The organism is Bacteroides sp. 14(A), assembly GCF_000526555.1.
GTDB lineage: Bacteria > Bacteroidota > Bacteroidia > Bacteroidales > Bacteroidaceae > Bacteroides > Bacteroides cellulosilyticus.
Genome location: NZ_JAGH01000001.1, coordinates 1,945,522 through 1,962,132 on the forward strand (window position 1 = coordinate 1,945,522; position 16,611 = coordinate 1,962,132).

14 protein-coding genes and 2 pseudogenes are annotated in these 16,611 nt (G+C 43.0%); 7 read left to right on the forward strand and 9 right to left on the reverse strand.

Features of this window, described 5'->3' with window-relative positions:
* Nucleotides 1–36: 36 nt before the first annotated feature.
* From K429_RS0107275 to K429_RS30230, 3 genes and pseudogenes are all read left to right on the forward strand, one after another.
* Complete coding sequence (locus tag K429_RS0107275; RefSeq protein WP_025726498.1) at nt 37–1,524, forward strand: arabinan endo-1,5-alpha-L-arabinosidase; 1,488 nt, start codon at nt 37–39, stop codon at nt 1,522–1,524.
* A gap of 26 nt (nt 1,525–1,550) precedes the next feature.
* Nucleotides 1,551–3,533, forward strand: coding sequence for an alpha-L-arabinofuranosidase C-terminal domain-containing protein (locus K429_RS0107280; RefSeq protein WP_025726499.1), 1,983 nt, complete (start codon nt 1,551–1,553; stop codon nt 3,531–3,533).
* 74 nt (nt 3,534–3,607) lie between these two features.
* Nucleotides 3,608–3,742 (forward strand): annotated as a pseudogene (locus K429_RS30230) (glycoside hydrolase); the annotation flags it as partial.
* Nucleotides 3,743–3,867: 125 nt separating this feature from the next.
* Here K429_RS30230 and K429_RS0107290 read toward each other — a convergent pair.
* Nucleotides 3,868–4,707: pseudogene (locus K429_RS0107290) on the reverse strand (IS3 family transposase); the annotation flags it as partial.
* Nucleotides 4,692–5,213: a helix-turn-helix domain-containing protein gene (locus tag K429_RS0107295; RefSeq protein WP_025726501.1), complete on the reverse strand. Its 522-nt coding sequence runs from the start codon at nt 5,211–5,213 to the stop codon at nt 4,692–4,694. The gene K429_RS0107295 and the pseudogene K429_RS0107290, both read right to left, overlap by 16 nt.
* Before the next feature lie 152 nt (nt 5,214–5,365).
* Here K429_RS0107295 and K429_RS0107300 point away from each other — a divergent pair, with 152 nt between their 5' ends.
* On the forward strand, nt 5,366–7,024 hold the full coding sequence (locus K429_RS0107300; RefSeq protein ID WP_025726057.1) for an IS1182 family transposase: 1,659 nt from the start codon (nt 5,366–5,368) through the stop codon (nt 7,022–7,024).
* Between the two features lie 90 nt (nt 7,025–7,114).
* On the opposite strand, the gene galK is transcribed toward K429_RS0107300, so the two are convergent.
* From galK to K429_RS0107315, 3 genes are read right to left on the reverse strand one after another with little or no spacing between them, the layout of a single operon-like run.
* The gene (gene galK, locus K429_RS0107305; protein WP_025726502.1) at nt 7,115–8,269 is read right to left on the reverse strand and encodes a galactokinase; all 1,155 of its coding nucleotides are present in this window, start codon (nt 8,267–8,269) and stop codon (nt 7,115–7,117) included.
* 54 nt (nt 8,270–8,323) lie between these two features.
* On the reverse strand, nt 8,324–9,667 hold the full coding sequence (locus tag K429_RS0107310) for an MFS transporter (RefSeq protein WP_007214525.1): 1,344 nt from the start codon (nt 9,665–9,667) through the stop codon (nt 8,324–8,326).
* Between the two features lie 45 nt (nt 9,668–9,712).
* Complete coding sequence (locus K429_RS0107315; protein WP_025726503.1) at nt 9,713–10,810, reverse strand: aldose epimerase family protein; 1,098 nt, start codon at nt 10,808–10,810, stop codon at nt 9,713–9,715.
* Between the two features lie 200 nt (nt 10,811–11,010).
* Here K429_RS0107315 and K429_RS0107320 point away from each other — a divergent pair, with 200 nt between their 5' ends.
* Nucleotides 11,011–11,985: a type I phosphomannose isomerase catalytic subunit gene (locus K429_RS0107320; RefSeq protein ID WP_007214523.1), complete on the forward strand. Its 975-nt coding sequence runs from the start codon at nt 11,011–11,013 to the stop codon at nt 11,983–11,985.
* 77 nt (nt 11,986–12,062) lie between these two features.
* Here the strand turns inward: K429_RS0107320 and K429_RS0107325 are convergent, their stop codons facing one another.
* Genes K429_RS0107325 through K429_RS0107335 form a run of 3 tightly spaced genes read right to left on the reverse strand, consistent with a single transcriptional unit; the run spans nt 12,063 to nt 12,938 of the window.
* On the reverse strand, nt 12,063–12,323 hold the full coding sequence (locus tag K429_RS0107325; protein ID WP_118404134.1) for a hypothetical protein: 261 nt from the start codon (nt 12,321–12,323) through the stop codon (nt 12,063–12,065).
* A 7-nt stretch (nt 12,324–12,330) separates the two neighbouring features.
* Nucleotides 12,331–12,696 (reverse strand): phage holin family protein, encoded by a 366-nt coding sequence (locus K429_RS0107330; protein WP_025726505.1) that lies wholly within the window; start codon nt 12,694–12,696, stop codon nt 12,331–12,333.
* A 32-nt stretch (nt 12,697–12,728) separates the two neighbouring features.
* Nucleotides 12,729–12,938 (reverse strand): YtxH domain-containing protein, encoded by a 210-nt coding sequence (locus K429_RS0107335; protein WP_007214520.1) that lies wholly within the window; start codon nt 12,936–12,938, stop codon nt 12,729–12,731.
* A gap of 376 nt (nt 12,939–13,314) precedes the next feature.
* Here K429_RS0107335 and K429_RS0107340 point away from each other — a divergent pair, with 376 nt between their 5' ends.
* Complete coding sequence (locus K429_RS0107340; RefSeq protein WP_007217751.1) at nt 13,315–13,725, forward strand: lipocalin-like domain-containing protein; 411 nt, start codon at nt 13,315–13,317, stop codon at nt 13,723–13,725.
* A 43-nt stretch (nt 13,726–13,768) separates the two neighbouring features.
* Nucleotides 13,769–14,275: an SPOR domain-containing protein gene (locus tag K429_RS0107345; protein ID WP_007217752.1), complete on the forward strand. Its 507-nt coding sequence runs from the start codon at nt 13,769–13,771 to the stop codon at nt 14,273–14,275.
* A 194-nt stretch (nt 14,276–14,469) separates the two neighbouring features.
* On the opposite strand, the gene K429_RS0107350 is transcribed toward K429_RS0107345, so the two are convergent.
* Nucleotides 14,470–16,608 (reverse strand): polysaccharide lyase 8 family protein, encoded by a 2,139-nt coding sequence (locus K429_RS0107350; RefSeq protein ID WP_025726506.1) that lies wholly within the window; start codon nt 16,606–16,608, stop codon nt 14,470–14,472.
* Between the last annotated feature and the right edge of the window lie 3 nt (nt 16,609–16,611).

Here is a 16,611-nt window from a genome sequence, read left to right on the forward strand (position 1 = left end):
GTACATTTGCATTGTAATTTTTAATTAGCTAATATTATGGGAAAATTGTTATGCGTAGTTGTCATGTCTGCGGGAATTTTGTTTGCTGGCTGTAACTCTCCGGTTTTTACTCCTGTGGCTTCGCCCAATCCCTGGCAGGATGACTATTCCGCTTTGTCTTCTATGGACAATTACCACTCGTGGGGAACTTACAATGTACATGATCCGTCGTGCTGTAAACTGGGTGACTATTATTATATGTATTCCACCGATGCCATTTTGGGGGAGAACCGTAAAGAAGCCGAGGAGAAGAATGTTCCGTTGGGTTTCATACAGGTACGTCGCTCCAAAGATCTTGTTAAGTGGGAATTTGTCGGCTGGGCTTTCCCTGAAATACCGCAGGAGGCGGTAGAATGGGTGCGTTCGCATGCAGACGGGAAAGGGGCAACCAATATCTGGGCTCCTTATATAATACCTTTCGGTGACAAATACAGGCTTTATTACTGTGTCTCGGCTTTTGGCCTTAAGACATCCTATATAGGATTGGCGGAATCCGCATCGCCCGAAGGACCCTGGATGCAACGGGGATGTGTGGTCAAGACCGATGCAACTTCGGTAATGAATGCCATCGACCCGAGTATTATAGCTGATTCCGCTACCGGAAAGTGGTGGATGCATTACGGTTCGTTCTTCGGCGGATTGTACTGTGTTGAGTTGAATCCCGAAACAGGACTTCCTGTCCAGGAAGGAGACCAGGGGCATCTTATCGCCCGTCGTGCCACTTATTGGAAAGATAATCTGGAAGCGCCTGAAATTATTTATAATCCCGAACTGAAACAATATTACCTGTTTGTTTCATACGATCCGTTGATGACTACTTATAATGTGCGGGTAGGACGTTCGGATAAGGCAGAAGGCCCGTTTGTCGATTACTTTGGTGTGGAACTGAAAGATACTACCAACAATTTTCCTATCTTGACAGCCCCATATCGTTTCAACAATCATCCGGGTTGGGCGGGTACGGCACACTGCGCTGTCTTCACTTCGGATGAAGGACAATATTTTATGGCGCATCAAGGACGTTTGTCTCCGCATAACCAGATGATGGATCTTCATCTGCGCCAAGTTTTCTTCACATCTGACGGTTGGCCCGTGGTATCGCCCGAACGTTATACCGGTAGTGCTTCCCGTAAATTTTCGGCAGCTGATATAGTAGGCGAGTGGGAGATTATACGTGTGCAGGAACCCGCGTATGAGCGTCAGTTACAAGCTGGCCAAATCTTGTGGGGCGAAGGTCAGCTTAAAAACGAAGAGTGGAATGTTTCCTGCACGTTGTCTTTGAAGAAGGACGGGCAGTTGGATGAGAATAAAGGTTATTGGAAGTTTGCGGAAAGAGGACAGCTATTGTCTTTGACGCTGAACGGTGAATCCGTAGATAACCTGCTTGTATTTGCCGGACATGATTGGGAAAATGAAACGGAAACCGTTCTTTTTACCGGTCTGGATAGTCGGGGACGTTCCGTCTGGGGAAAAAGAACTAAGTAATCAATTATAATTTTTATTTTGAAACCATGAAAAGATACACTGGATTATTAATGGCGCTGACCCTTACCGCGGGTATGACGCTTCAGGCACAAACCAATGAGTTTGTGATACAAACCAAGAAATTGGGCGCAGAGATTCAGCCTACTATGTATGGGCTGTTCTTTGAGGATATCAACTATGCCGCTGATGGCGGGCTATATGCCGAGTTAGTGAAGAACCGTTCGTTTGAATTCCCTCAAAATTTGATGGGATGGAAAACTTTTGGTAATGTGACTTTGCAGGATGACGGACCTTTTGAGAAGAATCCTCATTATGTTCGCTTGTCTGATCCGGGACATCCGCATAAGCACACCGGACTCGATAATGAAGGATTCTTTGGTATCGGTGTAAAAGCCGGAGAAGAGTATCGCTTTTCCGTATGGGCACGTTTGCCTCAAGGAGGAACAGCAGAAAAAATCCGTATAGAGTTGGTAGATACCAAATCTATGGGCGAACATCATGCTTTCGCTACAGCAACATTGACTATTGATTCGAAAGAATGGAAAAAGTATCATGTTATTCTGAAGCCCAGCATAACAGATCCAAAGTCAACATTACGTATTTTCCTTGCTTCAGGGGGAACAGTCGATTTGGAACACGTTTCCCTTTTCCCAGTCGATACGTGGAAAGGACATGAGAATGGTTTGCGTAAAGACCTTGCGCAAGCTTTAGCAGATATCAAACCGGGTGTTTTCCGTTTCCCCGGCGGATGTATCGTTGAAGGAACAGATTTGGCTACGCGTTATAACTGGAAAAAATCAGTAGGCCCTGTAGAAAATCGTCCCCTGAATGAGAATCGTTGGGAATATACTTTCCCGCATCGTTTCTATCCCGATTATTTTCAGAGCTATGGATTAGGCTTTTTTGAGTTCTTCCAACTTTCGGAAGAAATAGGAGCAGAGCCGCTTCCTGTATTGAGTTGTGGTCTGGCTTGTCAGTTTCAGAATTCAGATGCAGAGGCACATGCGGCTGTTTGCGATTTGGATAGCTATGTGCAGGATGCTCTTGATCTGATAGAATTTGCCAATGGGGATGTGGCCACGAAATGGGGAAAACTGCGTGCCGATATGGGCCACCCTGCATCGTTCAACCTGAAATTCATTGGTATAGGTAATGAGCAGTGGGGACCGGAATATCCGGAACACCTCGAACCGTTTATCAAGGCTATTCGTAAAGCCTATCCGGATATCAAGATTATTGGAAGCTCCGGTCCGGACTCTGAAGGAAAACAGTTCGAATATCTATGGCCGGAAATGAAACGTCTGAAAGTTGACTTGGTGGATGAACATTTCTATCGTCCCGAAAACTGGTTCCTGAATGAGGGAGCACGCTATGATAACTATGACCGTAAAGGTCCGAAAGTGTTTGCAGGAGAATATGCTTGTCATGGTAAAGGTAAGAAATGGAACCATTTCAATGCCGCTCTGCTTGAAGCCGCATTTATGACCGGATTGGAGCGCAATGCGGATATTGTGCACATGGCCACTTATGCTCCTTTGTTTGCTCATGTGGAAGGATGGCAATGGCGTCCGGATATGATCTGGTTTGATAATCTCAACTCTGTCCGTACCGTAAGTTACTATGTACAGCAACTCTACGGACATCACAAGGGCACTAATGTACTTTCTTTGACGATGAATAAGAAGCCTGTAACGGGTGCCGAAGATCAGAACGGACTGTTTGCGAGTGCGGTTTATGATAAGGATAAGAGCGAAATCATAGTAAAGGTTGCCAATACTTCTGATAAAGCCCAGTCTCTGTCATTGAAGTTTGAAGGATTGAAGAAACAGGATGTATTGTCTGACGGTCGTTGCATCAAGCTGCGTTCAGCCGATCTGGATAAAGATAATACAATTGAGCAGCCGTTTGCTATTCAGCCTCAGGAAACTCCGGTATCAATTGATGGTCAGGTGTTGAATGTAGAGTTGGAACCAAAGACATTTGTTGTTTATATCTTCAAAAAAGGATGAAAATAATGGATGAATTCTCCCGGGCGAAGGGGGAAGTATGGGCAAGTCAGGTCATTGAGCGCGATGGCAAGTTCTATTCCGAGAAGATTTGCTATGCAATGAACCGGAGTATTACCGGACCTTGGGAATATGAAGACATTGATCGCCTGTACTATAATGAAGATGGAACCATGAAGCGTATTCAGATGACAACAGAAGGAGTGCAATAGGTTTAGATATTAGAATATATTGAAGGTTAGATTAGGTTAGTTAATTAGTTTATTTGAAAAAGGCTAAAAAGATAAGAGGTTGTGTCAAAATTGAACTGCACCCCAAAAGTTGGACAGGTTAAACATTATCCCGTAATAGAAAGAGTTCGGTATTGTACCGGGCTCTTTCCATTTAACCGGGCTTTGATTCTTTTATTATTATAATATTCAATATAGCTATCTAAAGCCTTTATAAAGGTTTCGGTCGATTCAAATTGCTCGGCATATAGAAGTTCAGACTTCATAATACCGAAAAAGTTCTCCACCATAGCGTTGTCAAGGCAGTTGCCTTTGCGAGACATACTTTGTACTATATGGTGTTCTTCCAAACGCTTACGGTAGCCGTAATGTTGGTATTGCCATCCTTGATCAGAATGGAGTATAAGGCCGTCAAGATTGTCGAACTTTGCAAACGCTTTATCCAACATATCGTATATCTGTTCCAGATTTGGGTTCCGGGAGATATTGTATGATATTATCTCGCCGTTGAACATATCCAATATCGGCGAGAGATAAAGTTTGACGGAACCGATATTTATCTGTGTTACATCTGTCGCCCATTTGCGGTTTGGAGCTTCTGCCGTAAAATCCCTGTCTATTATGTTTGGGGCAATCTTACCGACCTCACCTTTGTATGACCGGTAGCGCACCTGGCGTATTTTGCTTTTAAGCCCCAAGTCACCCATAAGCTTTTGAATGGTCTTGTGGTTTAACATAAAACCACGATTATGCATCTCCGCTGTCACACGGCGATAGCCGTAGCGTCCCTTATGCTCATGAAAAATCAGTTTAATCGATTCCTTTTCATTGGCATATCTGTCAGCGGCTTTAAGGCGATTCAGATGGTAATAGAACACAGAACGAGCCATCTTTCTTAACTCCAATAGCAAGTCAAGAGGATAATCCGACCTTAGTTCGTCGATGGTCCGTGCCCATTCAGAAGTGCTTGGGCTTTCTTTGCCTCGACTAAGGCCTTCGCTTTTTTTAGCAGCGCGTTCTCCGCCTTCAGGCGGAGATTTTCAGCCTGAAGCCTCTCAAGTTCCGTTTGCGGTTCTTTCTTCTTTGGGCGTCCCATAGGATATTTCGGTGGTCTTCCTCGGCGTTTGGACGGCTCAAGAGCCCCATAACCATACTTGCGTACTACGCTGACCCAGCGTTGTAGTGCCGTCTTGCCAATTCTGTATTCTACTCTTACATGGGCCAAAGGTACGCCTTTTTCTAATATTAAACGTACTACTTCTTCCTTTAATTTAACCGTAGGACGGCAATGGGATTGTTGTTCCAGTCCGGAACGACCATAGTGGTCCCACATTCTCACCCATGCCAATATCTCAGTCGCACTGATATGATACTCTTTCGACAAGTGCGCTATTGCTTCTCCTTGTTTTACTCGGCTAACGATGATGAGCCTTTGTTCATAACTGTACTTCATAAAAAACACCCCAAAAGTTTTATGTCTAACTTTTGGGGTGCAGTTCAAAATGCTGGCACAACCTTTTTTTATGCGCAAAGCCCGGACTTTCCCAAGCCCGGGCTTTGTTATTACCCAAAGTTTATGTAACTTTAGGCATCAGTTTTTTCGTTATGGCAAAGTTACATTTTCGTCCTTACATTCCCAACCAAACCGTTCTTTTTCCACAAAGAATTGATGAAAACATAGCTGCGGACGATCCTGTCCGCATAGTCAATGCAGTTGTTGATAATCTCAATCTTGATAATTTCAAGAAGCTTTATAAAGAAACGGGGCGCTCAGCTTATCATCCCAAAATGATGCTCAAGGTAATTATCTACGCTTATATGAATAATATCTATTCCTGTCGTAAAATAGAGAAGCTTCTTTTGCGTGATATCCATTATATCTGGCTTGCCGGTCATGAGCATCCGGATTTCATAACCATCAACCGTTTCCGTAACCGTGTAAAGGAGGAAATAAACAACGTCTTCACGCAGCTGGTTCTTGTCCTTGCCGACAAGGGTTTCATCAGTCTTGACGTGGAGTATATCGACGGCACCAAGATTGAGTCCAAGGCCAACAAATATACTTTTGTCTGGCGCAAGACAGTCGAAAAGAACCGTACAAGGTTGCTGAATAAGATTCGCATCCTTCTGGAGCAGGTGGATGAAGCCATTATACAGGAGAACTCTGTAAAAGACACATCCGTGGAGTTGACTCCCTCCATGCTCTCTAATATAGTGGATGAACTCAAAGAAGTGCTGGAACACCAAGTAACACAGGACAAGGAACAAAAGAAAGCTCTGCGTGAAAAGAAAAAACAGGTCAGGGAACTTGAAGGGTATCGTGACAAGCTGATGGAATACGACAATCACCTTGAAGTCCTTGGAGAACGTAATTCCTATTCCAAGACCGATCCTGATGCCACATTCATGCGTATGAAAGAAGACGCCATGAAGAACGGGCAGACCAAGCCCGGGTATAATTTACAAATAGGTACTGAAAACCAGTTCATCATAGACTTCCGGCTGTTTCCCAACCCCACCGATACGCTGACCCTGATCCCTTTCTTCCACTCCTTCCAGCACCGCTATAACCGCTTACCGGGTATCGGTGTGGCAGACTCCGGTTACGGCTCGGAAGAAAATTACCGGTTCATGCAGGAAAATGGGATAGAGGCCTTTGTCAAGTACAACTACTTCCATAAAGAGCAGCGTCCCCGTTATACTCCCAACCCGTTCCATGCGGAAAGTCTCCATTACAATGCGGGGGAGGATTATTACGTTTGTCCGATGGGGCAACACATGAACCGCATAGGAACCAGACGTGACAAAACAGCGAGCGGATACATCACCGAAAGTGCCCGGTATAAAGCACAAAGATGCGAAGGTTGTCCTTTGCATGGAAGTTGTTTTAAAGCACAGGGGAACCGTATTATAGAAGTCAACCACCGGTTAAACCAATATAAACGGCAGGCACGGGAAAGGTTAGTTTCAGAAGAAGGAGTCAGGCATAGGGGCAGGCGGTGTATAGAACCGGAAGCTGTTTTCGGACAAATGAAATACAACATGGCATACAGGAGGTTCCGGCATGTGGGAGAAGACAAGGTGAAAATGGACTTTGCCTTCTTTGCCATAGCTTTTAATATCAAAAAGATGTGTGCAAAACTGAGAAAAGCAGGAAAGGAGCTCATTACACTTGCTAAATCTATATTTATTGGACTATTTATAACCCGATACAACGGGAAGATAGCAACTTGTTACCAAATGAATGAGAAAAAAGCGGCGTAGACAAAAGAAAAGATAACAGGACTATAAATTATAGAAAAAGGTTGTGCCAACGTTTTGACACAACCTCTTTTAGATTGAGTTGTTTTTATTTTAAACTAATCTGCGAGCACCGTCACCGATGACTACATCATAAATTTTAGGGCTTCTGCCAAATTTCTCTTTGAACTTATCCTTGGCATTCTGGATGAATGTATCATACAACTCATCTTTCACCAAGTTGATAGTACAACCACCGAAACCACCGCCCATTACGCGTGAACCTGTTACACCGCAGTCGAATGCAAGATCATTCAGGAAGTCGAGCTCTTCGCAGCTAACTTCGTAAAGCTTGCTCATGCCATGATGTGTTTCGTATATCTTCTGACCTACAGTTTCGTAATCACCTTTTTCCAGTGCATCGCAAACATCAAGTACGCGCTGGATTTCTTCGATTACGTATTCTGCACGCATGTAGTCTTCTTCGCTGATTTCAGCTTTTGACTCTTGTAGCATGTCCATGGTACAATCGCGCAGGAACTCTACATGCGGATGTTTCTTCTGAATTGCAGCAACGGCAGCTTCGCAGCTTTGACGACGCTTGTTGTATGCTGAAGAAGCCAATTCATGTTTAACTACAGAATCTACCAATACCAGACGATAGCCTTTCGGATCGAATGGAAAGTATTGATATTCCAGTGAGCGGCAGTCCAGACGGATAAGACTACCTTGCTTGCCAAATACGGAAGCGAACTGGTCCATAATACCACAGTTTACACCGCAATAGTTATGTTCAGTTGCCTGACCTACTTTAGCCAGTTCGAACTTGTCTATCTTGTTGTCACCGAACAGATCGTTCAATGCATACGCATATGTACTCTCCAAAGCGGCAGATGAAGACATACCTGCACCTAAAGGCACATCACCGGAGAAAGCAGTATCGAAGCCCTTTACATCAACGCCACGCTTAATCATCTCACGGCATACACCGAAGATATATCTTGCCCAGCTTGCACGGGGAGCATCTTCTTCCTTCAAACCGAATTCCACATAATCTTTCAGATCGATGGAATAAGCTTTCACAATGTCTGTACCATTCGGTTTAATTTCAGCGATCATACCTTTATCGATTGCTCCAGGGAATACAAAACCACCGTTATAGTCTGTATGCTCACCAATGAGGTTGATGCGTCCCGGAGAAGCGTAAACTGCTCCTGTTGTTCCGTCAAAATGCTTGATGAAACGGCTTCTTACGTGTTCTATATCCATAATCTTTTCAAATTTATAAGTGAATAAATTAATTACCTATACCTTTTAATTGCGTTAATCCTCTACTGGGATATCTTTATTTACATTTTTGCAACCTACCAAGCCGTAGAACAGCAGATAAGCAAGAGCTGCGATAATCAGCCAGTAGCTGGCCATATAACCTACAGAGTCAGAGATGCTTTGTTGGATCAACGGCAATACACCACCACCAACAACCATCATCATGAAGATACCGGATGCTTGTGCTGTATATTTTCCTAATCCTTCTACTGCAAGGTTGAAGATACCACCCCACATTACAGAAGTACAAAGACCGCAAAGTACGAGGAACAATGCGCTGACAGGTACTTGTGCCATCATAAATCCTTCACCTACAGTGTAACCGGGCATTGAAACTGTTACATCTTTCGGAGTGAAGATAGCAATCAATACAAAAACAATAGCGGTAGCAGATACAACGATTAACTGTGTACGGCTGGAAACTTTACCGCTGATAGCGCTACTTGCAGTACGTCCTACAAGCATCAGCAACCAGTAGATAGCAGCAATAGCACCACCGATAGCAGCACCGTTCATCATAATTCCGGCACCCTTATCGCTTGCGTCGGCAAGATAGAAGTTCAGTGTACCCGGGATACCGATTTCGATACCTACATAGATGAAGATACCAACTACACCTAATACAGTGTGGCGGAAGCTCCATGGACTATGAGAGAATTTTTCTTTCTTTGCTCCACTTTTCTGAAGATGTGGCTCAGGGATAGCTACAAATGAAATGATAATAAATGCAGCTACGAATACACCCATAGCAACGAAGAGGAGAGGAGCAACATCAGACATGGCTGTCTTGGAAGTTACCGTACCAATCAAAGCACCTACGAAAAGAGGGGTCAATGTACCGGACAAAGAATTAAGGGCTCCACCTGTTTGGATCAACTGGTTACCTTTGTTACCACCACCACCAAGGAGGTTCAGCATCGGGTTCACCACTGTGTTAAGCATACAAACACAGAAACCGCAGATGAATGCACCAAGCAGATAGATAACGAAATTTAATTTGATAACATATTCGCCGAATGCGAAAACTTCGGCATTTGCTCCGAATAAACTGGAAAGGTATTGCGTGAACAAACCGAGGAAACCTACTGCCATTGCAATCAATGCAGTCTTTTTGTAACCGATCTTAACGAGCATGTTACCGGCAGGAATTCCCATAAACAGATATGCCAGGAAGTTCATCATATTTCCCATCATACCTAAAGTGTTCGAACCCGCATATTCGTTTCTCCAAATCGTACCGAACGGTGCGGCAAGATTGGTAACGAAGGAAATCATCGCAAAAATGAAGAACATGGTAATAATAGCGACAAGATTACCGTTCTGTTTTTGTTGTGTCATGGTTTTTAATTAATTAAATTAGTTATAAAATTAGGTTAGTTATATTCATTCTTGTACACCGAACTTGTAAATGGTTACTTGTTGGTATTCATCGTCCGGGAGCAATACGGCCGATGGGAAATGTGGTTTGTTGGGTGTGTCGGGGAAACATTGTGCTTCAAAGCAAACAGCACTGCGTGCCGGGAAAGTAGCTCCGTGAGCACCTGCAAAGCCGCCTAGCCAGTTTCCAGTATAGAGTTGTACACCATTCTCTGTGGTATATACTTCCATTGTACGTCCGCTTTCGGGTTCCGTATAAGTAGCGGCAAGGCTTAATTCACCACTCTCTGTTTTATTCAGTACGTAGCAGTGATCGTAACCTGCACCATTCACCAATTGCTGGAACTTATCATCAATACGTTCACCGATGGTATGCGGTGTACGGAAATCCATAGGAGTACCTTCTACCTTCAGGATTTCTCCTGTCGGAATGGACACTTCGTCAATGGGAGTATAATGATCAGCGTTGATAGTAATGATGTGGTTCAGAACCGTAGGGGTGGGATTGGCAATACCTGCCAAATTGAAGAAGCCGTGGTTGGTGAGGTTGACAACAGTTGCTTTGTCTGTGGTAGCCCGATATTCAATAACCAGTGCATTGGTTTCATCTTCCAGACGATAGGTCATTTCTACTTCCAGATTACCGGGAAAGCCCTCTTCGCCATCTGCGGATGTATAGTTGAATACAACAGTCGTCGGATCCGGTTGGACTGCATCCCACACTCTGGCGTGGAAACCTGTGGGTCCACCGTGCAACGAATTTGGTCCATTGTTGATTGTCAGATTGTGCTCTTCGCCATAAAGAGTGAATTTTCCTTTGGCTATACGGTTTCCGTAACGTCCGATAGTGGTATTGAGGAAAGGTTCGGGGCTGTTGACTACATGGTCTATACTGTCATGTCCCAAAATTACGTTAGCATACTTCCCGTTTTTGTCGGGGACCATAATGGAAAGGATAGCGCATCCGTAGTTAGTTACTGCAACTTCCATTCCCTGAGCATTTTTAAGAATAAATAAATCAGTCTTCTTGTTATTTATATCTTTTTGAAAGTCTTCCTTGTTCAAACCCGACAAGTTACTTTCCGTTGACACGGTGTTTATCATATCCATGGTATAAAATTAAATTTCTTGCAAATAAAAAGAAATTCTTCCGTACTCCCAAGGGTTTATCTTGAAATGTGAAGAACATTTTAGGAAAGTTTAGCGTTTAACATTTACGAGGCGAATTGATATTTTTTGTAAGTTTGTCGCGTTAATCTAAAAAAATGTAACATTTTTATTTAAAGCTCTAACAAAAACTACGAATGTATCCTTTGAAATTTGAGCCTATTCTGAAGCAGACGCTTTGGGGAGGCGACAAGATTATTGCTTTCAAGCAATTGAATGAAACGCTATCCGGAGTAGGCGAAAGCTGGGAAATCTCGGCTGTAGAAGACAACGAGTCTGTCGTCGCTAATGGGCCTGACAAAGGCCTTACGCTCCCTGAGATGGTGGGAAAATACCGTCATGAACTTGTCGGTGAAGCGAATTACTCTCGTTTTGGCACAAAGTTTCCCTTGTTGATAAAATTCATTGATGCCAAGTTGGATTTATCCATTCAGGTACATCCGGGAGATGAGTTGGCGAGAAAACGTCACAATTCTTTCGGCAAGAATGAAATGTGGTATGTGGTATCGGCAGATAAGGGGGCAAAACTGATTTCCGGCTTTTCTGAGCAGATAACTCCGAAAGAATACAAGGAAAGAGTTTATAATGGAACCTTTGCTGAAGTGCTGCAAACGTGCGATGTAAAACCGGGGGATGTGTTCTATGTGCCTGCCGGTCGTGTGCATGGTATTGGTGCCGGTGCTTTTGTTGCTGAAATTCAGCAGACTTCGGATATCACTTATCGTATTTTCGATTACAATCGGAAAGACAAAGAGGGTAAATCTCGCGAGTTGCACACTACTCAGGCTACTGAGGCTATTAATTTTGCTGATGTACAGGATGACTTCCGTACAGAATATGATCATCTGAAGAACGAACCGGTGGAATTGGTTGCCAGTCCTTATTTCACTACTTCTCTCTATGACATGACAGAAGAAATTACATGTGACTATTCTGAATTGGATTCATTTGTGATTTTTATTTGTGTGGAAGGCGCATGCCGTATCACGGACGACAGCCAGAATGAGATTGCTGTGCGTGCAGGTGAAACGATATTGCTGCCTGCGATTACGCAAGAAGTTACGATTGTTCCGGAAGACGGTGGCGTGAAGTTACTCGAAACGTATCTGTAATCATTGGAATTGAATCAATAAAAAGAGCCGCGTCCCTCAATGGAAGAACGCGGCTTTTTTTGCTTTATGGCGCCTGTTTATCTTCTGGCTCCGAACATGCTTCTGACCTTTCTCATCATCTTTACTCCGAGCATTAGTCCGTCGAAGACAGCCATGCCCGTATTGAAAGCGCGCATAATGGCGTTGCCCTTGTCTGCAGCGGGTGCAAGGGGGGCAAACAGTTCTCTTGCCGTATCCGTCATGATTTCTTTCTGTACATGCAATTTCTTCCGTAATTCTTTTTTTCGTAGCGCGATACTTTCCAGAGTCATGGAAGAGGAGTCAGGCATATTGTTCATGATGATATCATTTTTCATTATCATTCTCAAAGAACAGTCCGGCAATGAAGTTCACCATTGGATTGATGATGAGTTTCTTGCGGAAAGTGATTACTAATAAAACAAGCAGAAGGTGAAAAGCGGCGATGATGCTGAAGCTTACCATGAGTCCGCCTACAAGCGGATCTAATATATAAGCTAATGCAAATGACAAATAAAACAGTGCCACCATGCCAAGAATGATAACCACCGATAGTAGTACCAAGGCGGAAAGCAGGATTGAGAGTTTTTCGGTTATTTCCAGTTTGGTATATTCTTTTTGGAGTTTCAGATATTTCTTAAACTCAACGAATAATTGCTGGAGATTTTCAATACTTCTGTCGTCTGCGAACATCATAGTGGCTCTGTTTTTTTGTAGGTTTTGTTTTATTCGGCTCCTTCGCCTTTAATTTCTGCTGCGATTTCGTCTACCAGATTTTCCATTTCACTACGGTTCAGACGAATTCCTTTTTTACGGAGAATTTCCGCAATCTTATGGCGGGTGTCTTCTCCTTTTTCGGGAGCAAATAAAATACCAACGGCTGCGCCTACTGCTGCACCGCCCAGAAAAGCTACGAGTACATTTAATCCTTTCATAATTGTTCTCCTTTCTATTTATAGAGGTTTATACTACAAAGCTAACATTTTTCTTTATAAAGTTGTTCGCTTAACTTCTTTTTTTTCGAAATATTTATTTTTCTGTTCCAAGCTCGGTACTAATCCGAGAACTATCCGGAATGTACTAGCTCCGTATCTGCTCCGTATTAGGTTCGTAGCTACTCCGTATCGGGTCCGTAGCTACTCTAAGCGTATAGATACGGAGCTGGTACGGCTCAGGTAATGCCCGGGTACAGTTCGAACCTGGTTTTGTCTGGTAGGAAAAGAAACGTGATTAATTTAATTTAACTATAATGCTGCCCTTTGGATTGATTGTTCCACGTACATTTGTCTTATTATTCGGAATATTAGCTACATGAAGATAGGAAAGAGAAAGATATTTCTGATTATCGGGTTGATAGTGCTTGTGCTGGCAGCTTGTAGTAATGTTGACGGCGATTTGGATGATAAGTGGCAGTTGAGGCAATATCAATATGCCGACGGTTCAATTGAACGGCAAGATAGCATCTTTTATAATTTCCAAAAAGGTAGCTTTTCTGCCATTTGTTTGTTGAAAAATGGTAGCTATCAAACGTTTTTTGGAAATTATTCTTTGAAAGGAGATAAAATTTCTATTATTTTGCTGCCTCAAAGTATGGAAGACGAAAACTATTCATTCTATATGGGGTGGGAAAATGGAGAACGGACATTTACAATGGAAGAATTGACTTCTTCATCCCTTCATTTGGAATATGAGGGAGTTCGTTATATATTCCGCAGATATTGAGTATAGATAGATTGTAGAAATTACTAACAAAAACAATATGATTATGAAAAAATTAGCATTTTTAGGAATGGGATTGTGCATTGCATTGGCATTCTCTTCTTGTAAATCGAGTGAAAGCGCTTATAAAAAAGCATATGAAAAAGCAAAACAGCAAGAACTGGCAGAACCTCAGGTTACTGAACCGGTAGAAGTTTCTCCGGTAGTGAGTGCTCCGGTTGAAGCAAAGGTTGTGGAAAGTGTGCCTGTTGCAACTGCCGGTGTACGTCAGGAAAAAGTGGACATAATTTCTGGCGTGGGTGGTTTGAAAGATTACAGTGTGGTTTGTGGTAGCTTTAGTGTGAAGGCTAATGCCGAAAGCCTGAAAGATTTTTTGGATAAGGAAGGTTATAGTGCTGTGATTGCCTTTAATCCGGATGCAGCAATGTATCGTGTAATTGTGAGCACTTTTGCCGACAGAGCTTCTGCAGCTGACGCACGTGACGCTTTCAAGTCTAAATACTCTAATCGTAAAGATTTCCAGAGTGCCTGGTTGCTGTATCGTCTCAAATAACATTAGATTTTATTTGATATTTGATTGATAGAAAGGAAAACTTCCCTTTCAAGATGAGAGTGTATTAAAATTTCTTTTAATACACTCTTCTTTTTTGTGAGATGAAAAAAGTCTCAATCAAGATTGATTATTCAACTGATTGAGACTTTAGGGGGAAGGTAGGTATTGTGTTAGGCCAATTGATTGTGATATGATTAAAGGACGATATCAAAGGCTTTGGTAGATCCGGCATAAATGCCACTGTTCCGGTAATCACAATTGATTGTTTTTGATTGTTTTCGCATCCGAATGTCTATGGTTATATTGGATTGCGTCTGTCCCGGATCTGCTATATGAAGTTTCATTTCATTCTGACCCTTTATTTTTACCATTAATGCACAGGCCTTATCTGCCTTTACTGTTAGATCTTTGTATGTGAACTCTCCTGCGCAGTAAAATATCATTTGCAATATATCTGATTTATTACTTCTGACTGCTTGCAGGTTTTCTGTGTTGGATAGAATTTCAATGTTCTTTTTCTTCTGATACTTTTTTACCTCATCGGTGGTCTGCATGCCAGGAACGATAATGTAAGCATAAATTGCATCTGATGGCTGTTTGCCGTGGTCAAGGCATATAGTGAAGACATCTTTCTGCACACAATCTTTGGGAGCAGTATGATTGATATCATACCAGCTTCCTGTCTGCTGCTGGTTGGCTACGAATACATTTCCTCCATTGGGGAATAAGTACCCTATTTTATTATGAAGGATCCACTCGGGAGAAGTGTAGTTGAAACTCCCCTGGACTATTTCAGTCTGTTTATTTTTGTGGCGTAATATAGCTTTCTCGGAAGTGGATAAGCACTGGTTTACCGTTGTATACACAGGATGTTGAGACGTAGAGTGGATACCTGCCCCCAGACATACTACCTCATCATCGAAGAAAAACCATGCTTTCCGTGCACTGGTATTGATGTCGGCGTGTGAATCAGTGTATGAATAGACAGATGTTCCATAAATGCTGTCGGATACTCCTCCGGCAAAAGTAGAAGTGCCGAGTGTTTGCCAGTCACTGGCTGCTAAAGGTATTTGGGGAACTTGCGGAGCTGTTACTCCTGGAATGCGGGTCCAGTTCCAGACAGGGAAGATATTAGCATATTCATTTCCTTCGGTTACTATGTTGGTGCATCCGTCGGACATAAAGTAAGTTTTCAGATTCTCTCCATTGCCATATTCGCAACGGGCTGTGCGTGTAGATACCATCCGGACATCAAAAGTGTAGGCAGGACGTATATGCAAGGTATAATCTCCGCGAAAATAGTGGGTATGCTTGGGTGACAAAGCATAGTCGGCAGGATGCTTTCCACTTAGGCGCGAGATGATATCTTTGTATTCATTGATGTGAGCCGGATCAAGTTCAATCATGCGTTTGGCGAACAAGGCTGTATGGGACTTTTTAGTGACTTCAGGACGACTTACACCTCTTCCCAATACATCGAATAGCATGTATTGTCCGCGCATGGTGGCATAATAAGTTTCACGCATGAACTTGCTCAGTAATGCCAGTTTTTCTTGAGGAATTGCATATTGGGTTCCTTTGGTATACATGGCTATTTGGGTGACACCTTTCAGAATTTCGTCTCCATAGCCACCGATATAGAGTTGTGCACCGTGCTGAAAATAGCTGTTGTCGTGCTGAAAACCTTCTTTGGTGGTATATACTACAGGACTGTATGCGTTTTCGAGTGCAATTTTTAGGTCGGTTTCATTTTCAGAAAGACATGCCCGGTATATCCAGTGCAGTGCAATGTCGGTACGGTTGGCGCCGGTCCATTTGGCAGGATGCCCACCGTCCTTCTCTATTCGTTCCAAAATCTTCTTTTCAAGTTCTGTCGGGAGCTGTTTCTCGCCTGTACGCATTTGTATCAGTAATATGCCCAGACGTTGAGGTTCCGCTATTTGATTGTACCACCAATTGTGGCACCACGGGTTGCGTTCGTGCCAGTACTCCAGCCCTTTTTGTATTTTGGCAAACAGGTTTTCGTCTTTATAATACTTGTTTTGAGGATTGGTATAGGCGAAAGCAAAGTCGGAGAGACGGTCAATATGTTTCATTGGTGGCCAGTTGGTTCGTTCAATACTGGCGTAATCCACATCTGTGAATGAACCGTCCACCTCATTGTAGGTCTTTAAATCTTTATCAATGGAAGGATTTTTGGCAAAGTCAAGCCTGATTTTCTGCATTAACGCTTCATACTCGTTATCAGCGTTCGGGATGTTCTGAGCAGATACTCCTGTCGACATCAGACTGCCTATGATAACTAATGCTATAAGCCGGATAGTGATCTTCATATT

What these genes read in the sequence shown, in the direction of transcription:
- K429_RS0107275 (WP_025726498.1), top strand. Translation starts at nt 37, where the DNA reads ATGGGAAAATTGTTATGCGTAGTTGTCATGTCTGCGGGAATTTTGTTT.
- K429_RS0107280 (WP_025726499.1), top strand. Translation starts at nt 1,551, where the DNA reads ATGAAAAGATACACTGGATTATTAATGGCGCTGACCCTTACCGCGGGT.
- K429_RS0107295 (WP_025726501.1), bottom strand. Translation starts at nt 5,213, where the DNA reads ATGAAGTACAGTTATGAACAAAGGCTCATCATCGTTAGCCGAGTAAAA.
- K429_RS0107300 (WP_025726057.1), top strand. Translation starts at nt 5,366, where the DNA reads ATGGCAAAGTTACATTTTCGTCCTTACATTCCCAACCAAACCGTTCTT.
- galK (WP_025726502.1), bottom strand. Translation starts at nt 8,269, where the DNA reads ATGGATATAGAACACGTAAGAAGCCGTTTCATCAAGCATTTTGACGGA.
- K429_RS0107310 (WP_007214525.1), bottom strand. Translation starts at nt 9,667, where the DNA reads ATGACACAACAAAAACAGAACGGTAATCTTGTCGCTATTATTACCATG.
- K429_RS0107315 (WP_025726503.1), bottom strand. Translation starts at nt 10,810, where the DNA reads ATGATAAACACCGTGTCAACGGAAAGTAACTTGTCGGGTTTGAACAAG.
- K429_RS0107320 (WP_007214523.1), top strand. Translation starts at nt 11,011, where the DNA reads ATGTATCCTTTGAAATTTGAGCCTATTCTGAAGCAGACGCTTTGGGGA.
- K429_RS0107325 (WP_118404134.1), bottom strand. Translation starts at nt 12,323, where the DNA reads ATGAACAATATGCCTGACTCCTCTTCCATGACTCTGGAAAGTATCGCG.
- K429_RS0107330 (WP_025726505.1), bottom strand. Translation starts at nt 12,696, where the DNA reads ATGTTCGCAGACGACAGAAGTATTGAAAATCTCCAGCAATTATTCGTT.
- K429_RS0107335 (WP_007214520.1), bottom strand. Translation starts at nt 12,938, where the DNA reads ATGAAAGGATTAAATGTACTCGTAGCTTTTCTGGGCGGTGCAGCAGTA.
- K429_RS0107340 (WP_007217751.1), top strand. Translation starts at nt 13,315, where the DNA reads ATGAAGATAGGAAAGAGAAAGATATTTCTGATTATCGGGTTGATAGTG.
- K429_RS0107345 (WP_007217752.1), top strand. Translation starts at nt 13,769, where the DNA reads ATGAAAAAATTAGCATTTTTAGGAATGGGATTGTGCATTGCATTGGCA.
- K429_RS0107350 (WP_025726506.1), bottom strand. Translation starts at nt 16,608, where the DNA reads ATGAAGATCACTATCCGGCTTATAGCATTAGTTATCATAGGCAGTCTG.